The following is a 22,815-nucleotide window of genomic DNA, read 5'->3' as shown; positions in this document are numbered from 1 at the left end:
CCAGCTGTCACAGCGCGGCGCTCTTCGGTTATCCTTTCACCTATGAAAAATTATCTCCGGCCACTCTGCCTCGCGCTCGCAGCGGCATCCCTGATGAGCGGCTGCGCCACGCGCCCGGCAGCGCCGCTTGAACTCAACGTGGTCGCGCTGAACGACTTCCACGGCCACCTCGAAGGCGGCAAGTTCAACTACACGGTCAACGGCCGGCAAACCACCGTCCACGCCGGCGGCATCGACGTCATCGGCGCCGCGCTGCAGGCCTGGCGCAAGGAAGACAGGGAGCTGATGTTCGTCGGCGCCGGCGACCTGGTTGGCGGCACCCCGGCGCTGTCGTCGATGTGGGCCGACGAAGCCAGCCTGACCGCGCTGTCGATGCTGGGCATGAACGCCAGTTCGGCGGGCAACCACGAATTCGACCAGGGCCGCGCCGAACTGCTGCGCCAGCAGCATGGCGGCTGCGACTCGCACCGCGCCGACAAGGCCTGCAAGCTCGATCCGGACTACCGCGGCGCCTCGTTCACCTACCTGGCCGCGAACGTGATCGACACCGCGACCGGGAAAACGCTGCTGCCTGCCTACAAAATAGAGGAAGCCAAAGGCGTCAAAGTGGGCTACATCGGCGCGGTGTTGAAGGACACGCCATCAGTGGTGCTGGCCTCGGGCATCAAGGGCCTGGCCTTCCTCGATGAAGCCGACGCGATCAACAAGGCGCTGGTTGAAGTGCGCGCCAAGGGCGCGACCGTGTTCGTGGTGCTGATCCACGAAGGCGGCCACACCGACGAAGCCTTCAACGAGCCTGACTGCAAAAACCTCAAGGGCCCGATTGTCAGCATCGCCAAGCGCCTCGACCCGGAGCTGAAACTGATCATCAGCGGCCACACCCACACCGGCTTCCAGTGCAAGGTGGACGGCCGCACGATCACCCAGGCCGAGATGGGCGGGCACGTCCTGTCGCGCATCAAGCTGCTGGTGGACCCGGATTCGCGCCTGCTGCGCGACATCAGCGTGCGCAACGTCGTGCTCACGCCGGGCGAGTACCCGGCCGACCCGCGCATGGCGGCCTACCTGCAGCAAGTCAAGCAACGCAGCGAGGCCGTGCTGGCGCGCCCGGTGGCGCGGCTTGGCGCCAAGGTCGTCACCCGCAAGCTCAATGACGCCGGCGAAGCCCCGCTGGGCAACCTGATCGCCGACGCGGTGCTGGACGCGACCAAGGCGCAAGGCGTGCAGGTCGCCTTCATGAACACGGGCGGCATGCGCAAGGACCTCGAAGCCGGCGACAACCTGGTGGCCACCTACGGCCAGGCCCAGGTGGTGCTGCCGTTCTCGAACACCATCGTGGTGATGGACATGACCGGCGCGCAGCTGCGCGCGGTGCTCGAACAGCAGTGGATCCGCAAGCATGCCGACAGCAACGCAGCGATGCTGCACCCGTCGCGCGGCTTTACCTATCGCTGGGACGGCGCCAGGCCGCGCGGCCAGCGCGTGGTGCCGGGCAGCGTCAAGCTCGATGGCGTGGCCATCGACGAGGCCAGGATCTACCGCGTCGCGGCCAATAATTTCCTGGCCGAGGGCGGCGACGGCTTTGCCGCGTTTGCCGAAGCGTCCAACAAACGCGATACGCAGATACTCGATCTCGACGCCTTTGTGCGCTACCTTGCCGCCAGCGACCGCTCCGGCAAGCCGGCGGGCAGCAGCGCGGTAGCGGGCCGCGTCGAAACAACGAAATAAACTTGAGAGAACAAACAATGAAAAAGCTGGCTTGTGTACTTGCGCTGTCGAGCGCCTTTGCGTCGTTCGACGCGCTTGCGTGGGGTTATGAAGGGCACCGCGTGGTCGGGTCGATCGCCGAGAAGCTGATCAAGGGCAGCAACGCCGAGAAGCAGGTCGCGGCCCTGTTGTTGCCTGGCGAGACGCTGGAGTCGATCACCAACTGGGCTGATGGCGCCAAGGGTGGCGTGGGCTATCCGGCGGCGACGCCGGAGCAGGTCGTGTACACCACGGCCAATCCAAAGCACGAGGAGTACCACTACGTTAACATCCCGTTCCAGAAGCAGCATTATCACGACCATGAAGTGGGCACGTCGCCGCACGACATCGTGAAAACGCTGCGCCAGGCGATCGCGGTGTTGCAGGGCAAGACGGGACCGGACGTCAATCCGCACAACTTCACCAAGCGCCAGGCGCTGCTGCTGGTGGCCCACATGACCGGCGACATCCACCAGCCGCTGCACGTGGGCGCGGCCTTCCTCGACAAGAACAGCAAGTTCGTGGTGCCGAAGACGCAAGCGGAAGTCGACGGCGTCAACATCTTCGAATCGCGCGGCGGTAACAGCCTGCTGCTCGACGACGACAAGCTGTCGACGCTGTCGAAGGCGCTGATTCCGGGCCAGGACAAGCCGCTGCCGGAAGGCGCGAAGAAGTGGACCACGCGTCCGTTCCACTCGTACTGGGACAGCACGGTGGTGAACTACGCGATGCGCCGCATCAGCACCACGACACCGGCGCAGTTCGCCGAAAAGGTGATCACCGACCCGGACAAGTTCCGCAACTGTGAAATCTGCCCGGTTCTCCCGGTTAACACCACGACTGACCCGACATTCTGGCCGTACGAATGGGCAAACGACTCGCTGGCCATCTCCAAGCGCGCGTATGATGACGTGACGCCGGGCCAGATCGCCCCGCAGGTCAACAAACGGGGCGAAACGTATTACACGTTCAGCCTGGAAATGGGCCAGAACTATCCAGTACCGAGCTCGGCCATTGCGAAGACGCAGCTGATCAAGGGCGGCCAGAACCTGGCGGCCGTGTTGAAGGCGATCTGGCCGGACGCGTAAGCCGAGCGGTAAGGCATTGGGTGGCTCACGGTCGAATCATCATCTGAACGGAGACACCCGATGCCGGAATTGAATCGTCCCTTGCTGTGCGCTGTCTTGCTGGCGTTCCCCCTTGCCGCTGCTGCCCAGCAAAACCTGCCGCTGTGGGAAATTGGCGTCGTCGCAGGCGCCGTTTCCTCACCAGCCTACCCGGCCGCCGACGACCGTTCGTCGCGCCTGCTGGTGCTGCCGGCCCCGATCTACCGCGGCAAAATTTTCCGGTCCGATGAATCGGGCATCGGCGCGCGCCTGTTCCGCAGCGACGTGGCCGAGTTCGATGTCGGCTTTGCAGCCTCGCTGCCGTCGCGCTCGGATGATGTCGATGCGCGCGCCGGCATGCCCAATCTGGGCACCCTGGTGGAATTTGGCCCGCGCCTGAAGCTGACCCTGATGCGCAGCGAAGCGGGCCGCTTGCGGCTGGAGCTTCCGCTGCGCACGGTGATTGAAGGACGGGGAGGGCTGCGTAACCAGGGCTGGAACTTCGCGCCGCGCCTGTCCTATCAGATGGGCGACCGTGGCAATGGCTGGAGCGGCGACGTACATGCCGGCATCTCGGTTGCCACCGAAAAGCTGAACCGCTATTTCTATGACGTGCGGCCCGAGTATGCGACCGCGCAGCGGCCCGCGTATGAGGCGAAGTCGGGCCTGGTGCTGCTGCGCACCGGCGCGTCGGCCTCACGCAGGATCAATCCCGACCTGCGCGTGTTCGGCTATGTCTGGTACGAGAACTACGCGAAGTCTGCCAACCAGGACAGCCCGCTGTTCCGGAAGAACAGCGGGACCGCGGCGGGCGTCGGCTTGCTGTGGACCCTGGCGCGGTCATCGCGCCGCGCCGGGGACTAACTCAGTTCCACTTGCCGTTGATGCCGCCAACGCTGTAGCGGCCGGCGCCAAGCAGTGCCACGGCGATCGCGCCAAACAGGAACATGCCCTGCAGCTCCAGCGCCCAGCCGCCCTGCTTGTTCAGCTGCGCCAGTTCGGCGGAGTGGGCCAGCATGATCGCCACCACCATATTGATCGCCATGACCGCGGCGGCCGGGCGCGTCCACAGGCCGATCAGCACCAGCAGCGGCGCGAGCACCTCACCGACATACACACCGTAGGCAAAGACGGCAGGCAAACCTGCGCCCGCGACCATGCCGGCAATACCGTCGATGCCGCCAGTCAGTTTGGAGATGCCGTGCAACAGCACCAGGATGGCGACTGCGCTGCGGATGACGAGTTTGCCCAGGTCGTCGGTTGAGGTATTGATCGTGTTGGTTTGCATGGCGATTCCTTTTGTTTGATTGAGTTATCAAGAACGACACCGCGGTCTATTCTACCCCTGGGTGAACGCGTACACATCCATTGCGAGGATGCCATATTCGTAGCTCGCGTGAAGCCTCTCCGCCCGGGAGTTGTCGCCCGCCGCGCCAAGCGCGACATACAGCGGCAGCAAATGCTCTTCGGTGGGGTGATTGCGCGCGGCGTTCGGCGCCCGCGCGCGGTAGTCGCGCAGCGCCTGCAGGTCGTTCGCATCGAGCCGCGCCTTCATCCAGTCGCCGAAGCTGCTGACCCATTCGGGCGCCGGGATGTCGATGGGCTGGCCGCGAAATTCGTGCAGGTTGTGCGTCAGCGAGCCGGAGCCGATGATCAGCACACCGTCCTCGCGCAGCGGCGCCAGCGCGCGGCCGATGCGTTCGTGCTCCTCGGGGGACGCGCCGCGCACGACCGAGATTTGCGCGACCGGGATGTCGGCGCCGGGATACATCAGGTGCAGCAGCACCCAGGCGCCGTGGTCGAGGCCGCGGCTGGGGCTTTGCGCGACCGCCACGCCTTCGCGCGACAGCAGCGACGCGGCGCGCGCAGCCATCTCCGGTGCGCCCGGCGCCGGATAGCGAATGTCGAACAGCGCGTCGGGAAAGCCGCCGAAGTCATGGATGGTCTGCGGGGTGGCCGCCAGGCTGACGGCGGGACCGCCGTGCGATTCCCAGTGGGCCGATGCGACCAGGATCGCTTTCGGCCGCGGCAGCGTCTGGCCCAGCTCGCGCAGGAAGCGGCTGGCCGGGCTGTCGACGATGGCCAGGGTCGGCGCGCCGTGGGAGACGAACAGGGTCGGTAAGGTGCTCATGGTGACCTCCTTGAAGAATGTATCCAGTTTATCTGTCTCATAAATCGAGATAAATATGCTTTAATTAGATAGTTCGTTTCATATTTAGAGACAATGGATAAATTCCAGGAAATGCAGGCCTTCGTGGCAGTGGTCGATGCGGGCAGTTTCGTGCGCGCTGCGGATGCGCTGGGCAGCTCCAAGGCGGCGGTGTCGCGCTACATCAGCGATCTTGAGGACCGCCTGGGCGTGCGCCTGCTCAACCGCACCACGCGCAGCCTGTCGATGACCGGCGATGGCCAGGCGTTCTACTACCACTGCGTCGAGCTGCTGGCCGCGCTGGACGAAGCCGAGGGCGACCTGAGTACCCGCAGTGCCGAGGCGAGTGGCCTGGTGCGCATCAGCGCCCCGGTCACCTTCGGCATCCTGCACCTGGCGCCGCTGTGGGGCGATTTCCTGGAGCGCTATCCGAAGGTGCGGCTTGAGGTGGCGCTGTCGGACCGCGCGGTCGACCTGGTCGAAGACGGCTTCGACCTCGCCATCCGCATCTCCAGCGTGATGCAGCCGTCGCTGATCGCGCGCCGCCTGGCGACCACGCGGCTGGTGCTCTGCGCGTCGCCGTCGTACCTGGAGCGGCGCGGCACACCGCAGCACGCGAGCGAGTTGGCGCAGCACGACGTCGTCGCCTACACCTATGGGGCGTTCCGCGACGAGTGGATATTTGAGGGGCCGGATGGCGAAGTGAGGGTCAAGGTCAGCCCGCGCCTGTTCGCCAACAACGGCGATACCTGCCGCGCCGCCGCGCTGCGCGGACAGGGCGTCATCCTGCAGCCCGACTTCCTGGTCGGCGGCGACCTGCGCTCGGGTGAGCTGGTTGAAATCCTGCCTGGGTACCGCACGCCGGACCTGGGCGTGTACGCCCTATACGCGTCGCGGCGCCACCTGCCGCTGAAGCTGCGCTACCTGATCGATTTCCTGGTGGAGGCGTTCAAGCCAGCCGCCTAGCCTTTACAGGCGATACCGTAAGGCGTGGCGACGCAGCCGCGCTTGACGCACTGCTGCGCGTGATAGCCGGCGGCGCGGCACTGGCGCAAGGTCTCGGCCATCTGCGCTTCACGGATTTGCGCGGCGCTCGGCGCAGGAGCGGGCTTCGGACGGCGCGGCGCGGCGGCGATCGTGCGCGCGCGGCTGCGCGGCCGTTTCGCCGCGACCGGGGTCGGGTCGAAGTCCGGTACGTCGGCGTAAAAGTCAGTTTCCAGCGGCGCCAGTTCGGACGCCTGGATATCGATCGGTTCAACCGTCTTGAGCGGCGCGCGCGTCACGTTGGCAGGGATTGGGTCGTCCAGGGCCAGCGAGGCGACAGCCAGCGCCTCGTCTGTCTTGGTTTCGGTGTACATCCACGCGGCGGCGCCGGCCACCAGCACGAGCGCGGCGAGACCGGTGCTGACGGCTGCGGCGCGGCGTCCCCAGCGCTCGAACCAGGTCGGGCCGGTGCTGGGATTGGCAATTGCCCAGCTCTCGGCCAGCGGGTCGGGATCGAACGAGTGGATCTGTGGCTCGGGAAGGAGCGGGGCAGGCGCGGGGGGCGGTGGCGGTGGTGCGGCCGCGACCGGTTCGCTGGCCGGCGGCGCGGCCGCCATGCGCTGGCGCCACGGTCCCGCGGTCCATTTGTCCGCCTTCGGCGCGGCAGCAGGCTGCACCGGCGCACTGGCACGCAGCAAAGCGGCATCGTCGGGAGAAACTGCCGGCAGAGAATTGTTTTCGCCGATGTCTTCGAGGAGTTGGGTTTTCATGTTTCAGTGCCACGCCCTTTAGCAGACCCCGAAAGTCTAGAACAAACCGGCAACTTGGGGCGCACGGCCCCAAGCACCTGGATCAACGCGACTTGACGAACGGCTTGCCGATCGCTTTCGGCGCCACCGACTTGGCCATCAGGCCGGCCAGCACGATCACCGTGACAACGTATGGAATCATCTGGATCAGCGAGCCCGGAATGCGGCCGATGCCCGGCAGGTCGACGCCTTCGATCTGGATCTGGACCGCGCTGAAGAAGCCGAACATGATGCAGCCGAGCGCCGTGTAGATCGGGCGCCAGTTGCCGAACACCAGCGCGGTCAGCGCCAGGTAGCCTGCGCCTGCCGACATGTCGCGCAGGAAGAAGCCGCTTTGCACGATCGCCAGGTAGGCGCCCGAGAACGAGCACAGGATGCCGCACACCAGCATCGCCATGTAGCGGGTGCGCTCGACGCTGATGCCTGCCGCGTCGGCGGCGTGCGGATTCTCGCCGCAGGCGCGCAGGCGCAGGCCGAAACGGCTGTGATAGATCACCCAGTGCACCAGCGGGATCAATGCGAACGCCAGGTACACCAGCGCCGAGTGGCCGCCGATCACATGGCCATAGAACCAGCCGAGGAAGGGCACGTCGGCCACTGCCGCGGTGCCGGGCAGGACGATGTCGAACAGGCGCGCTTCGCCCAGGTCCGGCGTGCGGCCGCCTTGCTGGTAGAAGAACTGCGCCAGCACGAAGGTCAGGCCGCTCATGGCGATGTTGATCGCGATGCCGCCCACCAGCTGGTTGCCCTTCTGGGTGATGCTGACATAACCCTGCAGCAGCGCCAGCGCAGCCGATACGGCGATGCCCGCCGAGACGCCGTACCAGGCGTTCTGGGTGGTGTAAGCCACCGCTGCCGAGACGAACGCGCTGGCGAGCATCTTGCCTTCAAGGGCAAGGTCGATCACGCCGCTGCGTTCGGCGAACAGGCCGGCCATCGCGGCGAAAATCAGTACCGGCGCGTTGCGGATGGTCGATACGACGATGCTGGAGAGGTGGAAGTCTTCAAACATGGCGTTATCCTTTCACCGGCGCCGACGTGCGCGTCATGTTGATCAATCGGAGCAGCGCAGGTCCGTACAGGTTTTCCATCGCGCCGCAGAACAGAATGATCAGGCCCTGGATAAAGATGAAGGTCTCTTGCGGGATGTTCGGTTTTTCCAGCGACAGGTCGAAGCCGCCCTGGATCAGGGCGCCGAACAGCACCGACGACAGGAAGATGCCGACCGGGTGCTGGCGGCCCATCAGCGCGATCGCGATGCCGACAAAGCCCGCGCCTGCCGGGAAATTGAGCGACAGGTAGTGGGTCGAACCCATGATCGAGTTGACCGCGCCGAGGCCCGCGAGGGCGCCCGAGATCAGCATCGCGACAATGATCATGCGGCTGATCGACACGCCGGCGTAGTGCGCCGCGTTGTGGTTCAGGCCCGTGGCGCGCAGCTGGTAGCCCCACGACGAGCGCCATACCATCACGCCGTAGATCGCCAGCGCGATGATGGCGATGATGAAGCTGACGTTCAGCGGCGTGTCGCCCAGTACCGGGAACCATTCGCCCAGGCGCGGCATTTCGCCGGCGCTTGAAAACACCCGGCTGGCCGGATTCTGCTGGCCTTCCGGAATCAGGTATTTGACGATGATGAAGTTCATCAGGCTGGCCGCGATGAAGTTGAACATGATCGTCGTGACCACCACGTGGCTGCCGCGTTTCGCTTGCAGGTAGCCGGGCAGGAAGGCCCAGCCGGCGCCGAACACCGCCGCGCCGACCATCGCCAGCGGGATCAGGAGCAGGGCAGGCAGGGTCTGGTCGAACGCCAGCATGACCAGTGTCAGGCCAAGCCCGCCGATGTAGAGCTGGCCTTCGCTGCCGATGTTGAACAGCCCGGCCTTCATGGCGATCGATACCGACAGGCCGGTGAAGATGAAGGTGCTGGCGTAGAACAGCGTGTAGGCCAGGCCTTCCGGATTGAGTACCGCGCTGTCGATCAGGATCGCCAGCGATTCGGTCGGGCTCTCGCCCAGCAGGTGGATCACCAGCGCCGCTACCAGCAGCGCCGACACCAGGTTCAGGATGGGCAGGACAAAGCCTGTGGCCCAGCGTGGGAGTTCGGTCGTTTTCATGTTTTGTGCAGTCCGCCCATCAGCAGGCCAAGGCGGGTGGTGTCGAATTCTTCAATCTTAAGTTCGCCGGTGATGCGTCCACCCGACATGACGATGATGCGGTCGGCCAGCGCCCGCACTTCTTCCAGCTCCACCGACACCAGCAAAATGGCGACGCCTTCGTCGCGCATCTTGAGCAGCTGGGTATGAATGCTTTCGATGGTGCCGATGTCGACGCCGCGGGTCGGCTGGCCAACCAGCATCAGCTTCGGCCTGGCCGATACTTCGCGCGCGATCACCACTTTCTGCTGGTTGCCGCCCGAGAGCAGGCCAATGCGCAGGTCAGGGTCGGACGGGCGCACGTCGAAGGCCTTGAGCAGGTCGGCGCAGCGCGCCGCAATCGCCTGGAAGTCGAACAGGCCGGCGCGGCCGGTGACCCGGTCCTGGTAGCCGAACACGGTGTTCTGCATGACCGAGAAGTCCTTGATCACGCCGTCGCGCAGGCGGTCTTCCGGAATGTGGGCGATGCCCAGTTCGCGGAACACCTTCGGCAGGCCGTCGGCGTCGCTGCGTTTTGCGAAGGGCAGGTCGCGGCCCAGGAATTCCACCTTGCCGGAGGTCGGCAGGCGCATGCCCGACAAGATCTGCAGCAGCTCGCTCTGGCCGTTGCCCGACACGCCCGCAATCGCGACGATCTCGCCCGCGCGCAGGGTGAAGTCGATGTCGGCCAGCAGGCGCACGCCCTGGTCGTCGGTCAGCTGCAGCTGGTTGACCTTGAGGACCGCTTCGCCCGGGTTGTACGGCGCGCGCGGCAGCTCGCTCTGGATCGGACGGCCTACCATCATGTTGGCCAGTTCCTCCTTCGAGGTGCCGGCGGTGGCGACGGTGCCGATCACGGTGCCGCCCCGCATCACCGTCACCTGGTCGGTGATCTCCATGATCTCGCCCAGCTTGTGGGTGATCAGGATGATGGTCTTGCCTTGTTCTTTGAACAGCCGCAGGATCTCGAACAGCGACGCGGTTTCCTGCGCCGTCAGCACGGCGGTCGGCTCGTCCAGGATCAGGATCTCGGCGCTGCGGTAAATCTGCTTGAGAATCTCGACGCGCTGCTGCGCGCCCACCGACAGGTCTTCGATCTTCGCCAGCGGGTCGACGTCGAGCCGGTAGCGCGCGCAGATCTCGCGCAGCTTCGCTTCGGTCGCGCTGCGTTTGGCCGCCAGCTTGAAACCGCCTTCGGTGCCGAGCATGACGTTATCGAGGACGGTGAAATTTTCGACCAGCATGAAGTGCTGGTGCACCATGCCGATCCCCAGCGCGATCGCTTCATGGCTGGTGCGGATGTTGCGCTCGTGGCCGTCGATCAGCGTCTCACCGCTGTCAGCGTTGTAGTAGCCGTACAGGATGCTCATCAAGGTGGACTTGCCGGCGCCGTTTTCCCCGATCACGCCATGGATCGAACCCTTGGCGATGGAGAAGCTGACACCGGCGTTCGCCTGCACGGACCCGAAGGCCTTGCTGATATTGCGAAATTCTACGGCTGGCTGCATAGAGGTCAGTGGTAAGTGGTGGTGATATATTCAAAAGCGCGCCGGGCCGGATCACCGGCGCGGCGCGCTTGGATAATGCAGTTGAAAATCAGACCGGGCAGCTGCCCGCGGCGCGGTAGTCGACCACCTTGGTCTTGCCGTTGATGATGCTGGCCTTGACTTCATTGACCTTCTTTTCGATGGCCGGCGTGACCACCATGCGGTTGTCCTTGTCCAGCGCCCAGTCAACGCCGCCTTCTTTCAGGCCGCGGTGCGTGACGCCTGCCTTCCAGGTGCCGTTCTGGACCTGCTTGAACGAGTCGTAGATCGCCAGGTCGACGCGCTTGACCATCGAGGTCAGCATGCTGCCCGGGTGGAGGTAGTTCTGGTTGGAGTCGACGCCGATACCCAGCTTGCCTTTTTCCTTCGCCATCTGCAGGGTGCCCATGCCGCTGCCGCCGGCCACCGCGAACACCACGTCGACGCCACGGTCGAACTGCGCGCGCGCCAGCTCGCCGCCTTTGGCCGGGTCATTCCAGGCTGCGGCGGTGGTGCCCACCATGTTCTGCAGCGATTCGATTTTCGGGTTCACCGATTTCGCGCCCTGGGTATAGCCGCAGGCGAACGCGCGGATCAGCGGAATGTCCATGCCGCCGACGAAACCGATCTTTTTCGACTTCGATGCCATTGCCGCGGCGACGCCAACCAGGTACGAGCCTTCTTCTTCCTTGAACAGGATCGAATTGACGTTGTTACCCTTGGCGATGGCGTCGATCAGCACGAAGCGCACATTCGGGAATTCTTGCGCGACCTTTTGCACGGCCTGCGTTTGCGAAAAGCCCACCGCGGCGATCAGGTCGAGCTTCTTGCGGGCCAGGCCGCGCATGACTTGCTCGGCCTGGGTGTCGCTGCTGGCCTGGACTTCGATGTATTTAATGCCGGTCTCTTTTTTGAACCGCTCCGCGCCTTCGAACGCGGACTGGTTGAACGACTTGTCGAACTTGCCGCCTGCATCGTAGACGATGCCCAGCTTCGGCGTGGCAGCGGAAGCGCTGGCGGTCACGCAGAGTACGGCCATCGTCATGCTGAGGTGCTTGAATGTCATATGAGTGAACTCCTGGAATATCGATATTGTACCCGGCGCTAACGCTGCGTTGGGACGAAGACTGCGACAGCTTAAACGGACTAGGCAAGCAAGGCCAGCAAAATGGGGCAGGCCAGAGCGCATTGTGTCAGTCAACCGGGGCCGGCGGGGTTACCAATTGTATCGAGCGTAACTGTTGCGCGACGTCACTCCCTTACGCAGATGTTGTCGTGTTTACACAACGTTGTTGCCTACGCACATTTGTATTTTTCAATCGCCGATCTACCTTGAAGGAAAGATATCTTGTCGACAAGCCCAAAATCTACCCAAATTCCGCAGGAAATCGCGGAAACCCTTGCCCGGCGCGGGTCGCGCGCGTGGCCAGGCACAAGTTTCGAAACTATGCACTATCGATTATATGTAGGGCAAATATGTTTTTGCTTTGCTATTTATATGGCGGTGATATAAATGAAAAGATATTTACACCACTTTCGTACGTGCTAGCATCAATTTTTCTTCGCCGATTTGGAAGGAAAAACAGCGGTAAGCGGCTAAAATCACGCCGAAATTTGTGCGCTGCAATAGCCTCGGCCGGACCGTTCAGGCGCCGTATAGATTGATGTCTTCAACTAAGGGAACCCCAAGAATGAATACCAAGAGCAAGCAAACGAGCTCCACGACCCGCTCGCTGATCGCCCTGGCGATCGCCAGTGCCTTTCCGCTGCACGCTGCAATGGCTCAGGAAGCCACCAGCGCCGCCGAGAAAGCCCAGCCGGGCCAGCTCGAGACCGTGATCGTGACGGCGCAGCGCCGCTCCGAGAACATCAAGGACGTGCCGATGGCGATCACCACCCTGAAGGGTGAAAAGCTCGACGTGCTGACCTCCGGCGGCCAGGACATCCGCTTCCTGTCGGGCCGTTCGCCAAGCCTGAACATCGAATCCGACTACGGCCGCTCGTTCCCGCGCTTCTACATCCGCGGCCAGGGCAATACCGACTTCGACTTGAACGCATCGCAGCCGGTTGGCCTGGTCGTTGACGACATCGTGCAGGAAAGCCCGATGCTCAAAGGCTTCCCGGTGTTCGACGTCGACCAGGTGGAAGTGCTGCGCGGCCCGCAAGGCACGCTGTTCGGCCGTAACTCGCCAGCCGGCGTGATCAAGTTCGACTCGGCCAAGCCAGTCATCGGCAAGACCGAAGGCTACGCCTCGCTCGGCTTCGGCAACGAAAGCGCGGTCAACGCCGAAGGCGCGATCAACCTGCCGATCAGCGACACCATGGCAGCGCGCGTGTCGGTACAGTCGCAGAACCGCGACGACCGCGTCACCAACTACCGTCCTAACGCACCGACCAAGGAGTTCGAGGGCTACGGCGACCACGCCGCCCGCGTCCAGCTGCTGGTCAAGCCAAGCCGCGACTTCAGCGCGCTGTTCAACGTGCACGCACGCGACATGAAGGGCAGCGCCACGCTGTTCCGCGCGAATATCCTGAAGCAGGGCACCAACGACCTGGTCGACAATTTCGACTACGACACCTACAACACCGACGGCGGCAACGAGCAGACCCTGAAGACCAAGGGCGCCAACATGCGCCTGCGCTGGGACATGCCAGGCATGACCCTGCATTCGATCACCGGCTACGAAAGCGCTGAGTTCTACAGCCGCGGCGACGTCGATGGCGGCTTCGGCGCAGCCTACGCCCCGCCGATGGGCCCTGGCCTGATCCCGTTCGTCGTCGAAACCGCCGACGTGCTGCCTGATCACAAGCAGTTCACGCAAGAGTTCCGCGTCGAGTCGAGCAACAGCGGCCCGCTGCAGTGGATCGGCGGCCTGTTCTACTTCAGCGAAGACATCCAGATCGACAGCATCGGCTTCGACTCGCTGGCGCCAGGCAATCCGCAGAACCCGTTCTACGCTGTACAGACCCAGGACACAAGCTCGTGGGCGGCGTTCGCATCGGTGAACTACACCGTTTCGGACAAGCTGAAACTGCGTGGCGGCGTGCGCTACACCGATGACAAGAAGGACTTCGCCGCATCGCGTATCGAAGCGACGACCTCGGGCCCGCACCGCATCCACAGCGAGTCGACCAACGTGAGCTGGGACGCCAGCGGTACCTACGCGCTGACCAAGGACACCAACCTGTTCGCGCGCATCGCTACCGGCTACCGCGCACCGAGCATGCAGGGTCGCCTGTTCGGCCTGTCCGACCGTCCATCGTTCGCCGATGCGGAAAAGGTGCTGTCGGTTGAAGCAGGTATCAAGCAAGAGCTGTTCGACCGCCGTGCGCGCATGTCGGCCGCCGTGTTCCAGTACCGCGTCAAGGACAAGCAGCTGACCGCAGGTTCGGGCACGATCAACATGAACCAGCTGATCAACGCGGACAAGGTCACCGGCCAGGGCGTCGAACTCGACTTCCAGGCGATCCTGAGCAGCGAGCTGCAAATGTCGCTGGGCGGTAGCTACAACGACACCGAGATCAAGGATGCGAACCTGTTCGTCCAGACTTGCGGTAACTTCCCGAACACCAATGGCGTGGCTGGCTGCACCGTCACCGGCACGCCAGGCCCGTTCGCGTTCACGCAGCTCCTCGACGGCAACCCGCTGCCGCGCGCACCAAAGTGGCAGGGTAACTTCACGCTGCGTTACAGCACCCCTGTCGCCAACGGCGAGTTCTTCGCTTACACCGACTGGGCATACCGCAGCACGTACAACATGTTCCTGTACGAAGCCAAGGAATACAAAGCCAAGTCGCTGGTCGAAGGCGGCCTGCGCGTCGGCTACAAGTGGGATAACTACGAAGTGGCTGCATTCGCCCGCAACATCACCGACAAAGTACAGTCGGTCGGCGCGATCGACTTCAACAACCTGACCGGCATGGTCAACGAACCGCGCACCATTGGCGTTCAGATGAAAGCATCGTTCTAAGCGATAGCAGTTTCACAACTAGCCCGCGCGCCGAGAGGCCCGCGGGTTTTTTTACGCCTGGCCGTGCACTGCGTTCGGTACCACACGGATGGCTTGACCGTAATCCGCGATATTGGATGTGGGTCACTTCTGGCTCGTTGCCGGCGCTTCGGCGGAAACCACAGGCGACGGGACACGATGATGATCTTGATAGTTGACGATGATGTCGGCATGGCCGAAACCTGCCGCATGCTGCTCGAGGCGCATGGGTTCGATGTGAATCTGGCCGGCAGCGGTACCGAAGCCCTCTCGAAAGCGCGCGCGGCGGCGCATGACCTGGTGATCTCGGATTATGCAATGCCCGGAATGACCGGCATCGAGCTGGGCGAGCACCTGAAACGCGACCCGCTCACCGCGGAAATCCCCATCTTGCTGATGAGCGCCTCGCTGCGGGGCGAGCTCGCCGGCAGCACCTGCTACGACGCATTCCTCAAGAAGCCGTTCCTCGCCGAGACGCTGCTGATCGAAGTGCGCAGGCTGCTCAAGCCTGCCGCTGTGCCGTTCAATGACTATCCAGGCATATAAATATGCCATCAACCTTGCCTGCGACGGCAATCGACAAGTGCCTGACAATCGACCCGCCCCGAGCGGGTTGTTTTTATTTCGGATTCCCCGCGACTCAAGCCTAGCTGCTCAATGGTAATATCTGCGCCGCCCCTTCGCGCAGTGGAGAATCAATGCAATCAGCAGTCAACCTGTGGCCACTGGCCGGTGTCGCAGTCATCGTGCTCGGCTTTGTGATGCGCGCGCATCCGGTGCTGGTGGTCGTGGCCGCCTGCGGCGTCACCGGCGTCGCCGCCGCCATGCCGGTCGAAACCATCCTCGCCTCGATCGGTACCGCCTTCATCAAAACCCGCAACCTGCCGCTGATCCTGCTGCTGCCGCTGGCCGCCATCGGCCTGCTGGAACGCTTCGGCCTGAAGGAGCATGCGCAGGCATCGATCGCCAAAGTCAGATCGGCGACCACCGGCCGCCTGCTGATCTTCTACCTGTTCGTGCGCGAGCTGTCGGCAGCGTTCGGCCTGACCAGCCTTGGCGGCCACGCGTCGATGGTGCGTCCGCTGGTCGCGCCGATGGCCGAAGCGGCGGCCGAGCTGCAGAACGCCTCGCTGCCCGAGAAGATGCGCTACCGGATCCGCGCCATGGCGGCGGCCACGGACAACGTCGGCCTGTTCTTTGGCGAAGACGTGTTCGTCGCCTTCGGCGCCATCGTGCTGATGACGACGATCCTTAACGCCGAGGGCATCGCCGTCAATCCGCTGCACATCGCCATGTGGGGCATCCCGACCGCGATTACCGCTTTCATCATCCACGCGTGGCGGCTCGGCCGGCTCGATGGCGAGATTCGCCGTGCCGGAGCCGCTCAATGATCATCCTGCTCGATTACTTCTACCTGGTACTGGGAGCGATGCTGACGGTCGCCGCGTTCATGACGCTGCGCGACAAGCACAATCCGAAGCGCTTTACGACCGCGCTGTTCTGGGGGCTGTACGCTGTCGTCTATCTTGCCGGCGAGCGGATTGCGCCAGTGGTCGCAGGCGCGATCATGATCTTCATGGCGCTGATCGCCGGCTTTGGCGGCATCGCGCTTGGCAAATACGGCTTCCTGCCCGAGGGCGAACGCCGCGCCAGCGCGCAGCGTCTTGGCAACCGGCTGTTCATACCGGCACTGATCATCCCGGTCGTGACCATGCTCGGCTCGACGCTGCTGAAGGACGTGACCATCAACGGCATGCTGCTGTTCGAGCAGAAGCACCTGACGCTGGTGGCGCTTGGATGCGCGTCGCTGCTGGCGGTCGCGGCGGCGTGCTGGCTGACCCGGTCCACGCCGGTGCAGGGCATGCGCGAATGGCGCCGGCTGGTCGATGCTGTCGGCTGGGCGCTGGTGCTGCCGCATATGCTGGCGGTGCTTGGCTTGCTGTTTGTCGAAGCGGGCGTCGGCAAGGCTGTGGCACACGTCGCCACCTCGTACGTGGCGATGGATTCGCGCTTCGTCGCAGTGGCCGTGTTCTGCATCGGGATGGCGCTGTTTACCATCGTGATGGGTAACGGCTTTGCCGCATTCCCTGTCATGGCCGGCGGCGTCGGCATTCCGATCCTGGTCGGCGTGTACGGCGCCAATCCAGCCATCATGGCGGCGATCGGGATGTTCAGCGCCTATTGCGGCACCTTGATGACGCCGATGGCCGCCAACTTCAATATCGTTCCCGCCGCGCTGCTGGAACTGCCCGACAAGAACGCGGTGATCAAGGCGCAGATACCGACCGCCTTGCCGCTGCTGGGCGCGAATATCCTGCTGCTGTACTTTTTGATGAACATGTAGAGAGACGAGCGCCATGACAAAGACTGTGCTGCTGACCGGCTTCGAGCCGTTCAACAAGGAGACCATCAACCCCGCATGGGAAGCGGTGAGAACGCTCGCGGGTTGGGCAGGGGAGGGCTTCGTCGTCGAAGTGCGCCAGCTGCCGTGCGTATTCGGCAATGCGCAGGAAGTGCTGAAGGATGCGATCGGATCGCTGCGGCCCGATGTCGTAATCGCGGTTGGCCAGGCTGGCGGCAGGGTCGACATGTCGGTCGAGCGTGTCGCCATTAACGTCGACGATGCGCCGATCGCCGACAACGCGCAAATTCAGCTGGTGGACCAGCCGGTTGTCGCCGATGGGCCGGCCGCCTACTTCTCGACGCTGCCCATCAAGGCGATCGTGCACGCGCTGCGCGATGCGGGGCTACCGGCGTCGGTGTCGCAAACCGCCGGAACCTTCGTCTGCAATCACGTGTTTTATGGCTTGATGCACCACACCGCGGCATCGGCCACCAAGGCGGGCTTCATCCACATTCCTTACTTGCCGCAGCAAGCGGCGGCACATCCGGGCGCTGCCAGCATGTCGCTGGCGGAAGTGATTCGCGGATTGAAGGTGTCGATCGAGGTGGCGCTGACGGCCGACGAGGACCTGCACGAGGCGGGCGGCCGTATTCATTGAAGGGACCTTGGATGGCCTGGCTTATCATCAAATACCTGCTTACCTCGGCCATCGTGGTCGGCGTATCGGAGTTCGCAAAGCGCAGCGACAGGATTGGTGCGTTGATCGCCGCGCTTCCCCTTGTCACGGTGCTGGCCCTGGTCTGGCTGCATGTGGAAAATCAGCCGCAAGCGAAGATCGCCAACCATGCGTGGTACACGTTCTGGTACGTGGTTCCCACGCTGCCGATGTTCCTCGCGTTCCCCGCCTTGCTCGGCCGGATCGGCTTCTGGCCGACGCTGGTTGCGAGCGTCGTCCTCACCACCGCCTGTTTCGCTGCGTTGGCCCTCGTGTTGCGCCGCTTTGGGATCGAGCTTCTTTAAGCACTAGCCGGTTAACGTGCCAGCGCCTGTTCTGCCTTCGCCAGGCTGCTGCGGTAGCCACTCAGCGTACGCTCGCTCTTGCCCAGCTTTTCTGCGATCGCAATCGCCTTCTGGAACTGCACAATCGCCTCGGCCGGCTTGTTCGCGCCGAGCAGGACTTCGCCATAACTGTCTAGCGCATTGTCCGACTGTGCGTGGTTCTGTACGTTCGCCTTGAACACCACTTCCGCTACTTGCGGCTGCCTGCGCTTGCCCAGCAGTTCGTAGCCGATCCGGTTGACCTCGGCCTCGCCGAATTTGCTGGCGCTGATCGCGTCGGCAACCACTTTGGCTGCTTCGGCGTCGCGCCCGTTTTTCAGCATTGCAGTGGTCCGATCGAGTTCGCCAAACAGTGCCGCGCGCGCCGCCGCATGCTGCTTGCGCTTTTCCTGATCGGCGGCCATCGCGATCACTTGCTCGATTGCGGCAATGACGAGCTGCGGCTGTTCCATGTGGATGTTGTGGCCGGCATTCGCCGTCACCGTGTGGGTGCCGGTGCTGAACTGGCGAAAGAAGCTCTCATGCAGGCTGCGCCAGATCTTCATCCCTTCCGGCGAGTGCAGGAAGAACTCGGGCTTTTCGTGCTTCATCGACGACGTCAGCACCGCGACCGGCACATCGGGAAGCGGTCCTGCGGCGGGCAGTTTGCCGCTGTCGAGAATGCCCTGTACATACTTTAACTCCGCCTTGTATTTTGGCGGCGTGTAGCCTTCGCTGAGCTTCGCGTCCTGCGCCGTCCTGGCCGGATCGATCTTGCGCAGCTCGGTCTCAATGCGCTCATCGCTGGCATCGACGAACACCATCCCGGCCACCTGCGCGGGATGCCTGGCGGCGAAGTCGCGGATCAGGAACCCGCCGTACGAATGGCCGACCAAGATGAACGGCGGGCGAAGCTGCGCCGCGGCGATCATTCGCTCCAGGTCCGTCGTGTTGGCCCTGATGGTGCGCTCGCCCGGCCGTGCCTGCGACTTGCCCAGGCCGGCGCGCGAGTACGCCACCACTTGCGCCGATTTGGCGACCGCTGGTGCGACATGACGCCACGCGCTCAGGTCGGTTCCGAACCCGGATTCGAAAACGACGGTGTACGGTCCGGCGCCCATCTTCACCATGTTGACCTGGTGTCCAGCGACGCTGATCATGTCCGCAGCTTCGTTGGCATGGGCCGGCATCGCCGAGAAAAGGGTGATGGCGATAGTGGCGGCGCCGAAGGTGCGCTTGAATGGCATGCTCAACGTGGACTCCTTGGATGACGGGATATGGATAATCCTGATTGTATTTGCGCCGATTCGCCCGGGGTACTGTCAGAATTGACAGCGCCCGGCGTCAACCGGCTAACGTTTGCCAGACGGCAGTGCCCATTTCAGTCCGCGCGTGATGATCACCGGCGCAACCGATAAATGATCTTCGTCCGCGAGAATCGCGGTTTCCATTTTCAGCCCCGGATATTGGCGCTTCTTCAGCAGCGCCTCGAATTCGAGCAGGTCGGCCACCATGTCCTCATCGGTGTTGTAGCGCGTGTCGCGGCTGCCCGGCTTGAACGTCTCGAAACCGCCGACAGAGAAGTAGAACTTTGCGTCCAGGTCTTTGTGGCTGGCAGCATAGGCCTTCTCGCGCGCAAACATCACGCGCTTGCCGTACCACAGGGAAGGACTGCCCAGGATGTAGTGGCTGAACATCGCCGGCTCGGTGAACGCGATATGCAGGCCAAGCAGGCTGCCGTACGAATGCCCTGCAAATACCTTGCGTTCCATGTCGGCGCGGTAGCGCTGGGCGATGACGGGGAACACTTCGTCCTTGATGAAGCGGCGGTATCCTTCGCTCTCGCCGAACTTCGGGGCGCGTCCCGGCATGTCGGACACGCGGCCTTTTTCGGCGGTGTCGCTAGGCGTGTAGTCGCGGCGGCGGCTGTACTCGGGGGTATCGCCCTTGGCATAGGACAGCCCGACCAGGATGAATTCCTCGACCCCGTGGCTTCCGGTGCCGAGCCGTCGCGCCATGCTGCGGATCAGCGGGAATGCGTAGTCGGCGTCGGTGACGAATACGACCGGATAGCGCCTGGCCGATTTTTCGTAGGATGGCGGCAGGCTGACGAATAGCTGGTAGTCGCGCTTCAGCTGGGTGGCGCGCACATCGACGACATCGGTGCTTTTCAGGACGTAGGGAGTGGCATCGGCGGCGCGTGCTGACGGCATCAGGGCCAGGGTGAATACAAGGGAAGCGATGAGCGGATAGTTCAAGATGGCTCCGGGAGGTGGGGGCTGCTCACAGTAGCCGTCTTGACATCGTTTGTCAAAATACCGGCGTTGACGCACCGCGCCGGTATGGTCATACTCGGTTCGCGCGCTGCATGTTGAAACCGACCTCGAAAGGCTATTGAATGAAACGTCCTCACCTGATCGCAGCACTGTGCTTCGCAATCGCAGGCCTGTTCTACATCGCCGGCCTGTCGAAGGACTACCTGGTCGGGTTCCTGTTGCTCGGCGTGGGCTTTGAAGTCGCCGCGTGGGCCAATGTGATCAAGGCCTTACGCGACAAGCGCGCCGGCTAGCCGGTAGCCCTGGCCTGCCATTCACGCCGCAGCAGGCCAAACAGTTCGGAGTCGCACACCTCGCCGCCGACGATCCAGCGCTCGCGCATGTAGCCCTCGCTGACAAACCCCAGTCGCTCAAGGCATACCCGGGACGGGTCGTTGCGCGGATCGATGTCGGCCTCGAGGCGGTTCAGGTCAAGGTCATTGAACGCGTGGTTCACGAGGGCTGTCAGCGCTTCGATCATGTAGCCCTTGCCCCAGTGCTGGCGCTGCAGCGCATAGCCGATTTCGGCACGGCGGTTCTGGCGATGCACCGCGAACAAGGTGCAATTGCCGATCATCTGTCCGGTCTCCTTCAGCACCAAAGCGAAGCGGAAGAAGTCGCCCCGTTCGAAACCTGCGGCGTCGTCGTCGATCTGGCGCCTGGCGCGCTCAGGATCGGTCCATGGCGGCTCGCTGAAGTAGCGCATCACTTGCGGATCCGAGTGCAGGGCGAACAGCGCGTCTTCGTCGCCATGGCGCGGCGAACGCAGGGTGAGGCGTGCGGTCGATAAGGTCTTGATGCTGCCCATGCATTGTCCGGTAGTGAATTACGCCGTTGGCGGGTTCAGGATATTCAGGAAAGCGCGTATGACCGGCGCGTCGTCCTGCGTCGTATAAGCAATGTACAGGTTTGCCGATGGCGGATTGGTTTTGATCGGCAGGAAGCGCACGCCCGGCCAGCCGATCCGGCCGGTTGTCTCGGGCATCAGCGCCACCCCAAGGCCGACGCCGACCATTGCAAGCAGGGTTTGCGGCTCGTTCGCTTCCTGGAAGATCGCCGGCTGGAAGCCGGCGTTGACGCAACATTGGATCAGGTAGCGCGGGAACGACGACTTGTCGAGGGCCAGCGTCAGCATCGGTTCATCGGCGAGGTCGGAGAGCTCGATGTGCGGGCGGGTCGCGAGCGGGTGGTGCTCGTTGACCGCGACGCACACATTCTCGCGGAAGCACAGCTCCTGGCGCAGGTTGTCGTTTTTCAGCTCGTCGTCGTTCATCTTTGGCTCGCGCCAGAATCCCACGTCGATCTGCTTGGCGCGCAGCGCTTCATACTGAACGGTCGGCCCCTGCTCGTGCAGCGTCCAGGTCACGCGCGGGTACTTGGTCTGGAATTCTTCGAGCAGGCTCGGGATCGGGCCCCACATCGCCGACCCGACGATGCCAACCCGCAGGCGGCCCACTTCGCCGCGGTCGATCTGGCGAATCGTGTCAATCGTCATGCGCATCTTGGCCAGCATGTCGGACGCTTCGCCCATCAGCGCCTTGCCCGCCACCGTCAGTTCGAAAGTGCGCGTGGTGCGTGCGAACAGCTTCACACCCAGCTCGCTTTCGAGCTTCATGATTTGCTGCGACAGCGGCGGCTGCGAGATATGCAAGCGTTCGGCCGCACGGCTGAAGCTCTTTTCTTCAGCGACGGCGAGGAAGTACTTCAGCTGCTTGAGGTCGATCGACATTGCTGTAAGTCCCGTTCAGATTGGCTGCATGCCGGGCAGGTCATGCATGGCGGCGGCCAGTTTTGCGCCAATCAATGCATTGTGCTTCACCAGGGCGATGTTTGTCACGAGGCTGCGCCCTTCGGTCAGCTGCTTGATGCGGTTCAGCAGGAACGGCGTCACCGCCTTGCCCTTGACGCCGCCCTGGTCAGCCTCCTTGAGCGCTTGTTCGGTGATGTTGTCGATCTCGGCCTTGGGCATGGCGAACATCTCCGGTACCGGATTGCTGACGACGACTCCGCCACGCAGGCCCAGTTCCCATTTGGTGTTGATGAAGGCCGCCTGTTCGAGCGCGCTGTCCATCTGGAAGTCGGCCTGGAACCCGCTCTCGCGGGTGAAGAACGCCGGGAAGCCAGGCTGCCCGACGCTGATGACAGGTACGCCGTGCGTTTCGAGGTATTCGAGCGTCAGGCCGATATCGAGGATCGATTTGACGCCGGCGCAGACGACGGCGACATCGGTCTGCGCCAGTTCCTGCAGGTCGGCGGAGATGTCGAAGCTGGTCTCCGCGCCGCGGTGCACGCCGCCGATGCCGCCGGTGACGAACACGCGGATCCCCGCCAGCGCGGCGCAGATCATGGTCGCGGCCACAGTGGTGGCGCCCAGCTTTCGGGTCGACAGCACGTACGGCAGGTCGCGGCGGCTGACCTTCATCGCGTCCGGCGAATTGCCAAGCAGTTCAAGCTGTTCGTCCGACAGGCCGACGCAGATCTTGCCGCCGATGACGGCGATCGTGGCAGGCACCGCGCCCGCGTCGCGGATGATCTGCTCGACTTCCTTGGCGGTGGTGACGTTCTGCGGGTAGGGCATGCCGTGCGAGATGATCGTCGATTCGAGGGCGACGATCGGTTTGCCGGCGGCACGCGCAGCGGCGACTTCCGGGGAGAACAAGAGAAACTGGTGCAT

23 protein-coding genes are annotated in these 22,815 nt (G+C 63.5%); 11 read left to right on the top strand and 12 right to left on the bottom strand.

Annotation, left to right across the window (positions count from 1 at the left end; all coding sequences use genetic code 11):
• Positions 1–42 precede the first annotated feature (42 nt).
• The 3 genes from I4X03_RS16055 to I4X03_RS16045 are packed head-to-tail and all read left to right on the top strand — an operon-like array spanning position 43 to position 3,716.
• Entirely contained in the window at positions 43–1,728 is a 1,686-nt protein-coding gene (locus tag I4X03_RS16055) for a bifunctional metallophosphatase/5'-nucleotidase (RefSeq protein ID WP_502572552.1), read from the top strand.
• 17 nt (positions 1,729–1,745) lie between these two features.
• On the top strand, positions 1,746–2,834 hold the full coding sequence (locus I4X03_RS16050) for a S1/P1 nuclease (RefSeq protein ID WP_223469249.1): 1,089 nt from the start codon (positions 1,746–1,748) through the stop codon (positions 2,832–2,834).
• 60 nt (positions 2,835–2,894) lie between these two features.
• Complete coding sequence (locus I4X03_RS16045) at positions 2,895–3,716, top strand: MipA/OmpV family protein (RefSeq protein ID WP_223469248.1); 822 nt, start codon at positions 2,895–2,897, stop codon at positions 3,714–3,716.
• Position 3,717: 1 nt separating this feature from the next.
• Here the strand turns inward: I4X03_RS16045 and I4X03_RS16040 are convergent, their stop codons facing one another.
• On the bottom strand, positions 3,718–4,140 hold the full coding sequence (locus I4X03_RS16040; RefSeq protein WP_223469247.1) for a DoxX family protein: 423 nt from the start codon (positions 4,138–4,140) through the stop codon (positions 3,718–3,720).
• Positions 4,141–4,191: 51 nt separating this feature from the next.
• The gene (locus I4X03_RS16035) at positions 4,192–4,983 is read right to left on the bottom strand and encodes a dioxygenase family protein (protein ID WP_223469246.1); all 792 of its coding nucleotides are present in this window, start codon (positions 4,981–4,983) and stop codon (positions 4,192–4,194) included.
• A 93-nt stretch (positions 4,984–5,076) separates the two neighbouring features.
• On the opposite strand from I4X03_RS16035, the gene I4X03_RS16030 reads away from it, so the two are divergent.
• Positions 5,077–5,967, top strand: coding sequence for a LysR family transcriptional regulator (locus tag I4X03_RS16030; RefSeq protein WP_223469245.1), 891 nt, complete (start codon positions 5,077–5,079; stop codon positions 5,965–5,967).
• Here I4X03_RS16030 and I4X03_RS16025 read toward each other — a convergent pair.
• The 5 genes from I4X03_RS16025 to I4X03_RS16005 all read right to left on the bottom strand — a co-directional run bounded on the left by I4X03_RS16025 (position 5,964) and on the right by I4X03_RS16005 (position 11,521).
• Positions 5,964–6,755 carry a hypothetical protein gene (locus tag I4X03_RS16025; protein WP_223469244.1) on the bottom strand — a complete coding sequence of 264 codons (792 nt, stop codon included), beginning with the start codon at positions 6,753–6,755 and terminating at the stop codon, positions 5,964–5,966. The two genes, I4X03_RS16030 and I4X03_RS16025, sit on opposite strands and share 4 nt — an antisense overlap.
• An 82-nt stretch (positions 6,756–6,837) precedes the next feature.
• Positions 6,838–7,806, bottom strand: a complete 969-nt coding sequence (locus I4X03_RS16020) for an ABC transporter permease (RefSeq protein ID WP_223469243.1) — start codon at positions 7,804–7,806, stop codon at positions 6,838–6,840.
• A 4-nt stretch (positions 7,807–7,810) separates the two neighbouring features.
• Positions 7,811–8,911 carry an ABC transporter permease gene (locus I4X03_RS16015; RefSeq protein WP_223469242.1) on the bottom strand — a complete coding sequence of 367 codons (1,101 nt, stop codon included), beginning with the start codon at positions 8,909–8,911 and terminating at the stop codon, positions 7,811–7,813.
• Positions 8,908–10,437: an ABC transporter ATP-binding protein gene (locus I4X03_RS16010; protein ID WP_223469241.1), complete on the bottom strand. Its 1,530-nt coding sequence runs from the start codon at positions 10,435–10,437 to the stop codon at positions 8,908–8,910. The genes I4X03_RS16015 and I4X03_RS16010 overlap by 4 nt, the downstream gene beginning before the upstream one ends.
• Positions 10,438–10,525: 88 nt before the next feature.
• Positions 10,526–11,521, bottom strand: a complete 996-nt coding sequence (locus I4X03_RS16005; RefSeq protein WP_223469240.1) for a BMP family lipoprotein — start codon at positions 11,519–11,521, stop codon at positions 10,526–10,528.
• Between the two features lie 625 nt (positions 11,522–12,146).
• On the opposite strand from I4X03_RS16005, the gene I4X03_RS16000 reads away from it, so the two are divergent.
• From I4X03_RS16000 to I4X03_RS15975, 6 genes are all read left to right on the top strand, one after another.
• A complete protein-coding gene (locus I4X03_RS16000) occupies positions 12,147–14,426 on the top strand; it encodes a TonB-dependent receptor (protein ID WP_223469239.1) in 2,280 nt (759 codons plus the stop codon).
• A gap of 177 nt (positions 14,427–14,603) precedes the next feature.
• Positions 14,604–14,990, top strand: coding sequence for a response regulator (locus I4X03_RS15995; RefSeq protein WP_223469238.1), 387 nt, complete (start codon positions 14,604–14,606; stop codon positions 14,988–14,990).
• 152 nt (positions 14,991–15,142) lie between these two features.
• A complete protein-coding gene (locus I4X03_RS15990) occupies positions 15,143–15,835 on the top strand; it encodes a DUF969 domain-containing protein (protein ID WP_223469237.1) in 693 nt (230 codons plus the stop codon).
• Positions 15,832–16,788: a DUF979 domain-containing protein gene (locus I4X03_RS15985; protein WP_223469236.1), complete on the top strand. Its 957-nt coding sequence runs from the start codon at positions 15,832–15,834 to the stop codon at positions 16,786–16,788. Before I4X03_RS15990 ends, I4X03_RS15985 begins: the two co-directional genes overlap by 4 nt.
• A gap of 13 nt (positions 16,789–16,801) precedes the next feature.
• Positions 16,802–17,446 (top strand): pyroglutamyl-peptidase I, encoded by a 645-nt coding sequence (pcp, locus tag I4X03_RS15980; protein WP_223469235.1) that lies wholly within the window; start codon positions 16,802–16,804, stop codon positions 17,444–17,446.
• 11 nt (positions 17,447–17,457) lie between these two features.
• The gene (locus tag I4X03_RS15975; RefSeq protein ID WP_223469234.1) at positions 17,458–17,808 is read left to right on the top strand and encodes a DUF3147 family protein; all 351 of its coding nucleotides are present in this window, start codon (positions 17,458–17,460) and stop codon (positions 17,806–17,808) included.
• 11 nt (positions 17,809–17,819) lie between these two features.
• Here the strand turns inward: I4X03_RS15975 and I4X03_RS15970 are convergent, their stop codons facing one another.
• Positions 17,820–19,073 carry an alpha/beta fold hydrolase gene (locus I4X03_RS15970; protein WP_223469473.1) on the bottom strand — a complete coding sequence of 418 codons (1,254 nt, stop codon included), beginning with the start codon at positions 19,071–19,073 and terminating at the stop codon, positions 17,820–17,822.
• 105 nt (positions 19,074–19,178) lie between these two features.
• Entirely contained in the window at positions 19,179–20,084 is a 906-nt protein-coding gene (locus I4X03_RS15965; RefSeq protein WP_223469233.1) for an alpha/beta hydrolase, read from the bottom strand.
• A 140-nt stretch (positions 20,085–20,224) separates the two neighbouring features.
• Here I4X03_RS15965 and I4X03_RS15960 point away from each other — a divergent pair, with 140 nt between their 5' ends.
• Positions 20,225–20,395, top strand: coding sequence for a hypothetical protein (locus I4X03_RS15960; protein WP_223469232.1), 171 nt, complete (start codon positions 20,225–20,227; stop codon positions 20,393–20,395).
• Here I4X03_RS15960 and I4X03_RS15955 read toward each other — a convergent pair.
• The 3 genes from I4X03_RS15955 to I4X03_RS15945 are packed head-to-tail and all read right to left on the bottom strand — an operon-like array spanning position 20,392 to position 22,815.
• On the bottom strand, positions 20,392–20,949 hold the full coding sequence (locus tag I4X03_RS15955; RefSeq protein ID WP_223469231.1) for a GNAT family N-acetyltransferase: 558 nt from the start codon (positions 20,947–20,949) through the stop codon (positions 20,392–20,394). The genes I4X03_RS15960 and I4X03_RS15955 overlap by 4 nt on opposite strands.
• Before the next feature lie 18 nt (positions 20,950–20,967).
• Entirely contained in the window at positions 20,968–21,870 is a 903-nt protein-coding gene (locus tag I4X03_RS15950) for a LysR family transcriptional regulator (RefSeq protein WP_223469230.1), read from the bottom strand.
• Between the two features lie 15 nt (positions 21,871–21,885).
• Positions 21,886–22,815 (bottom strand): pseudouridine-5'-phosphate glycosidase, encoded by a 930-nt coding sequence (locus I4X03_RS15945; protein WP_223469229.1) that lies wholly within the window; start codon positions 22,813–22,815, stop codon positions 21,886–21,888.

This window comes from Massilia soli, from assembly GCF_016809835.1.
GTDB classification, from domain to species: Bacteria; Pseudomonadota; Gammaproteobacteria; order Burkholderiales; family Burkholderiaceae_D; genus Telluria_A; species Telluria_A soli.
Note: the sequence above shows the minus strand (reverse complement) of the source record. Positions and strands in the feature narration are given on the sequence as shown.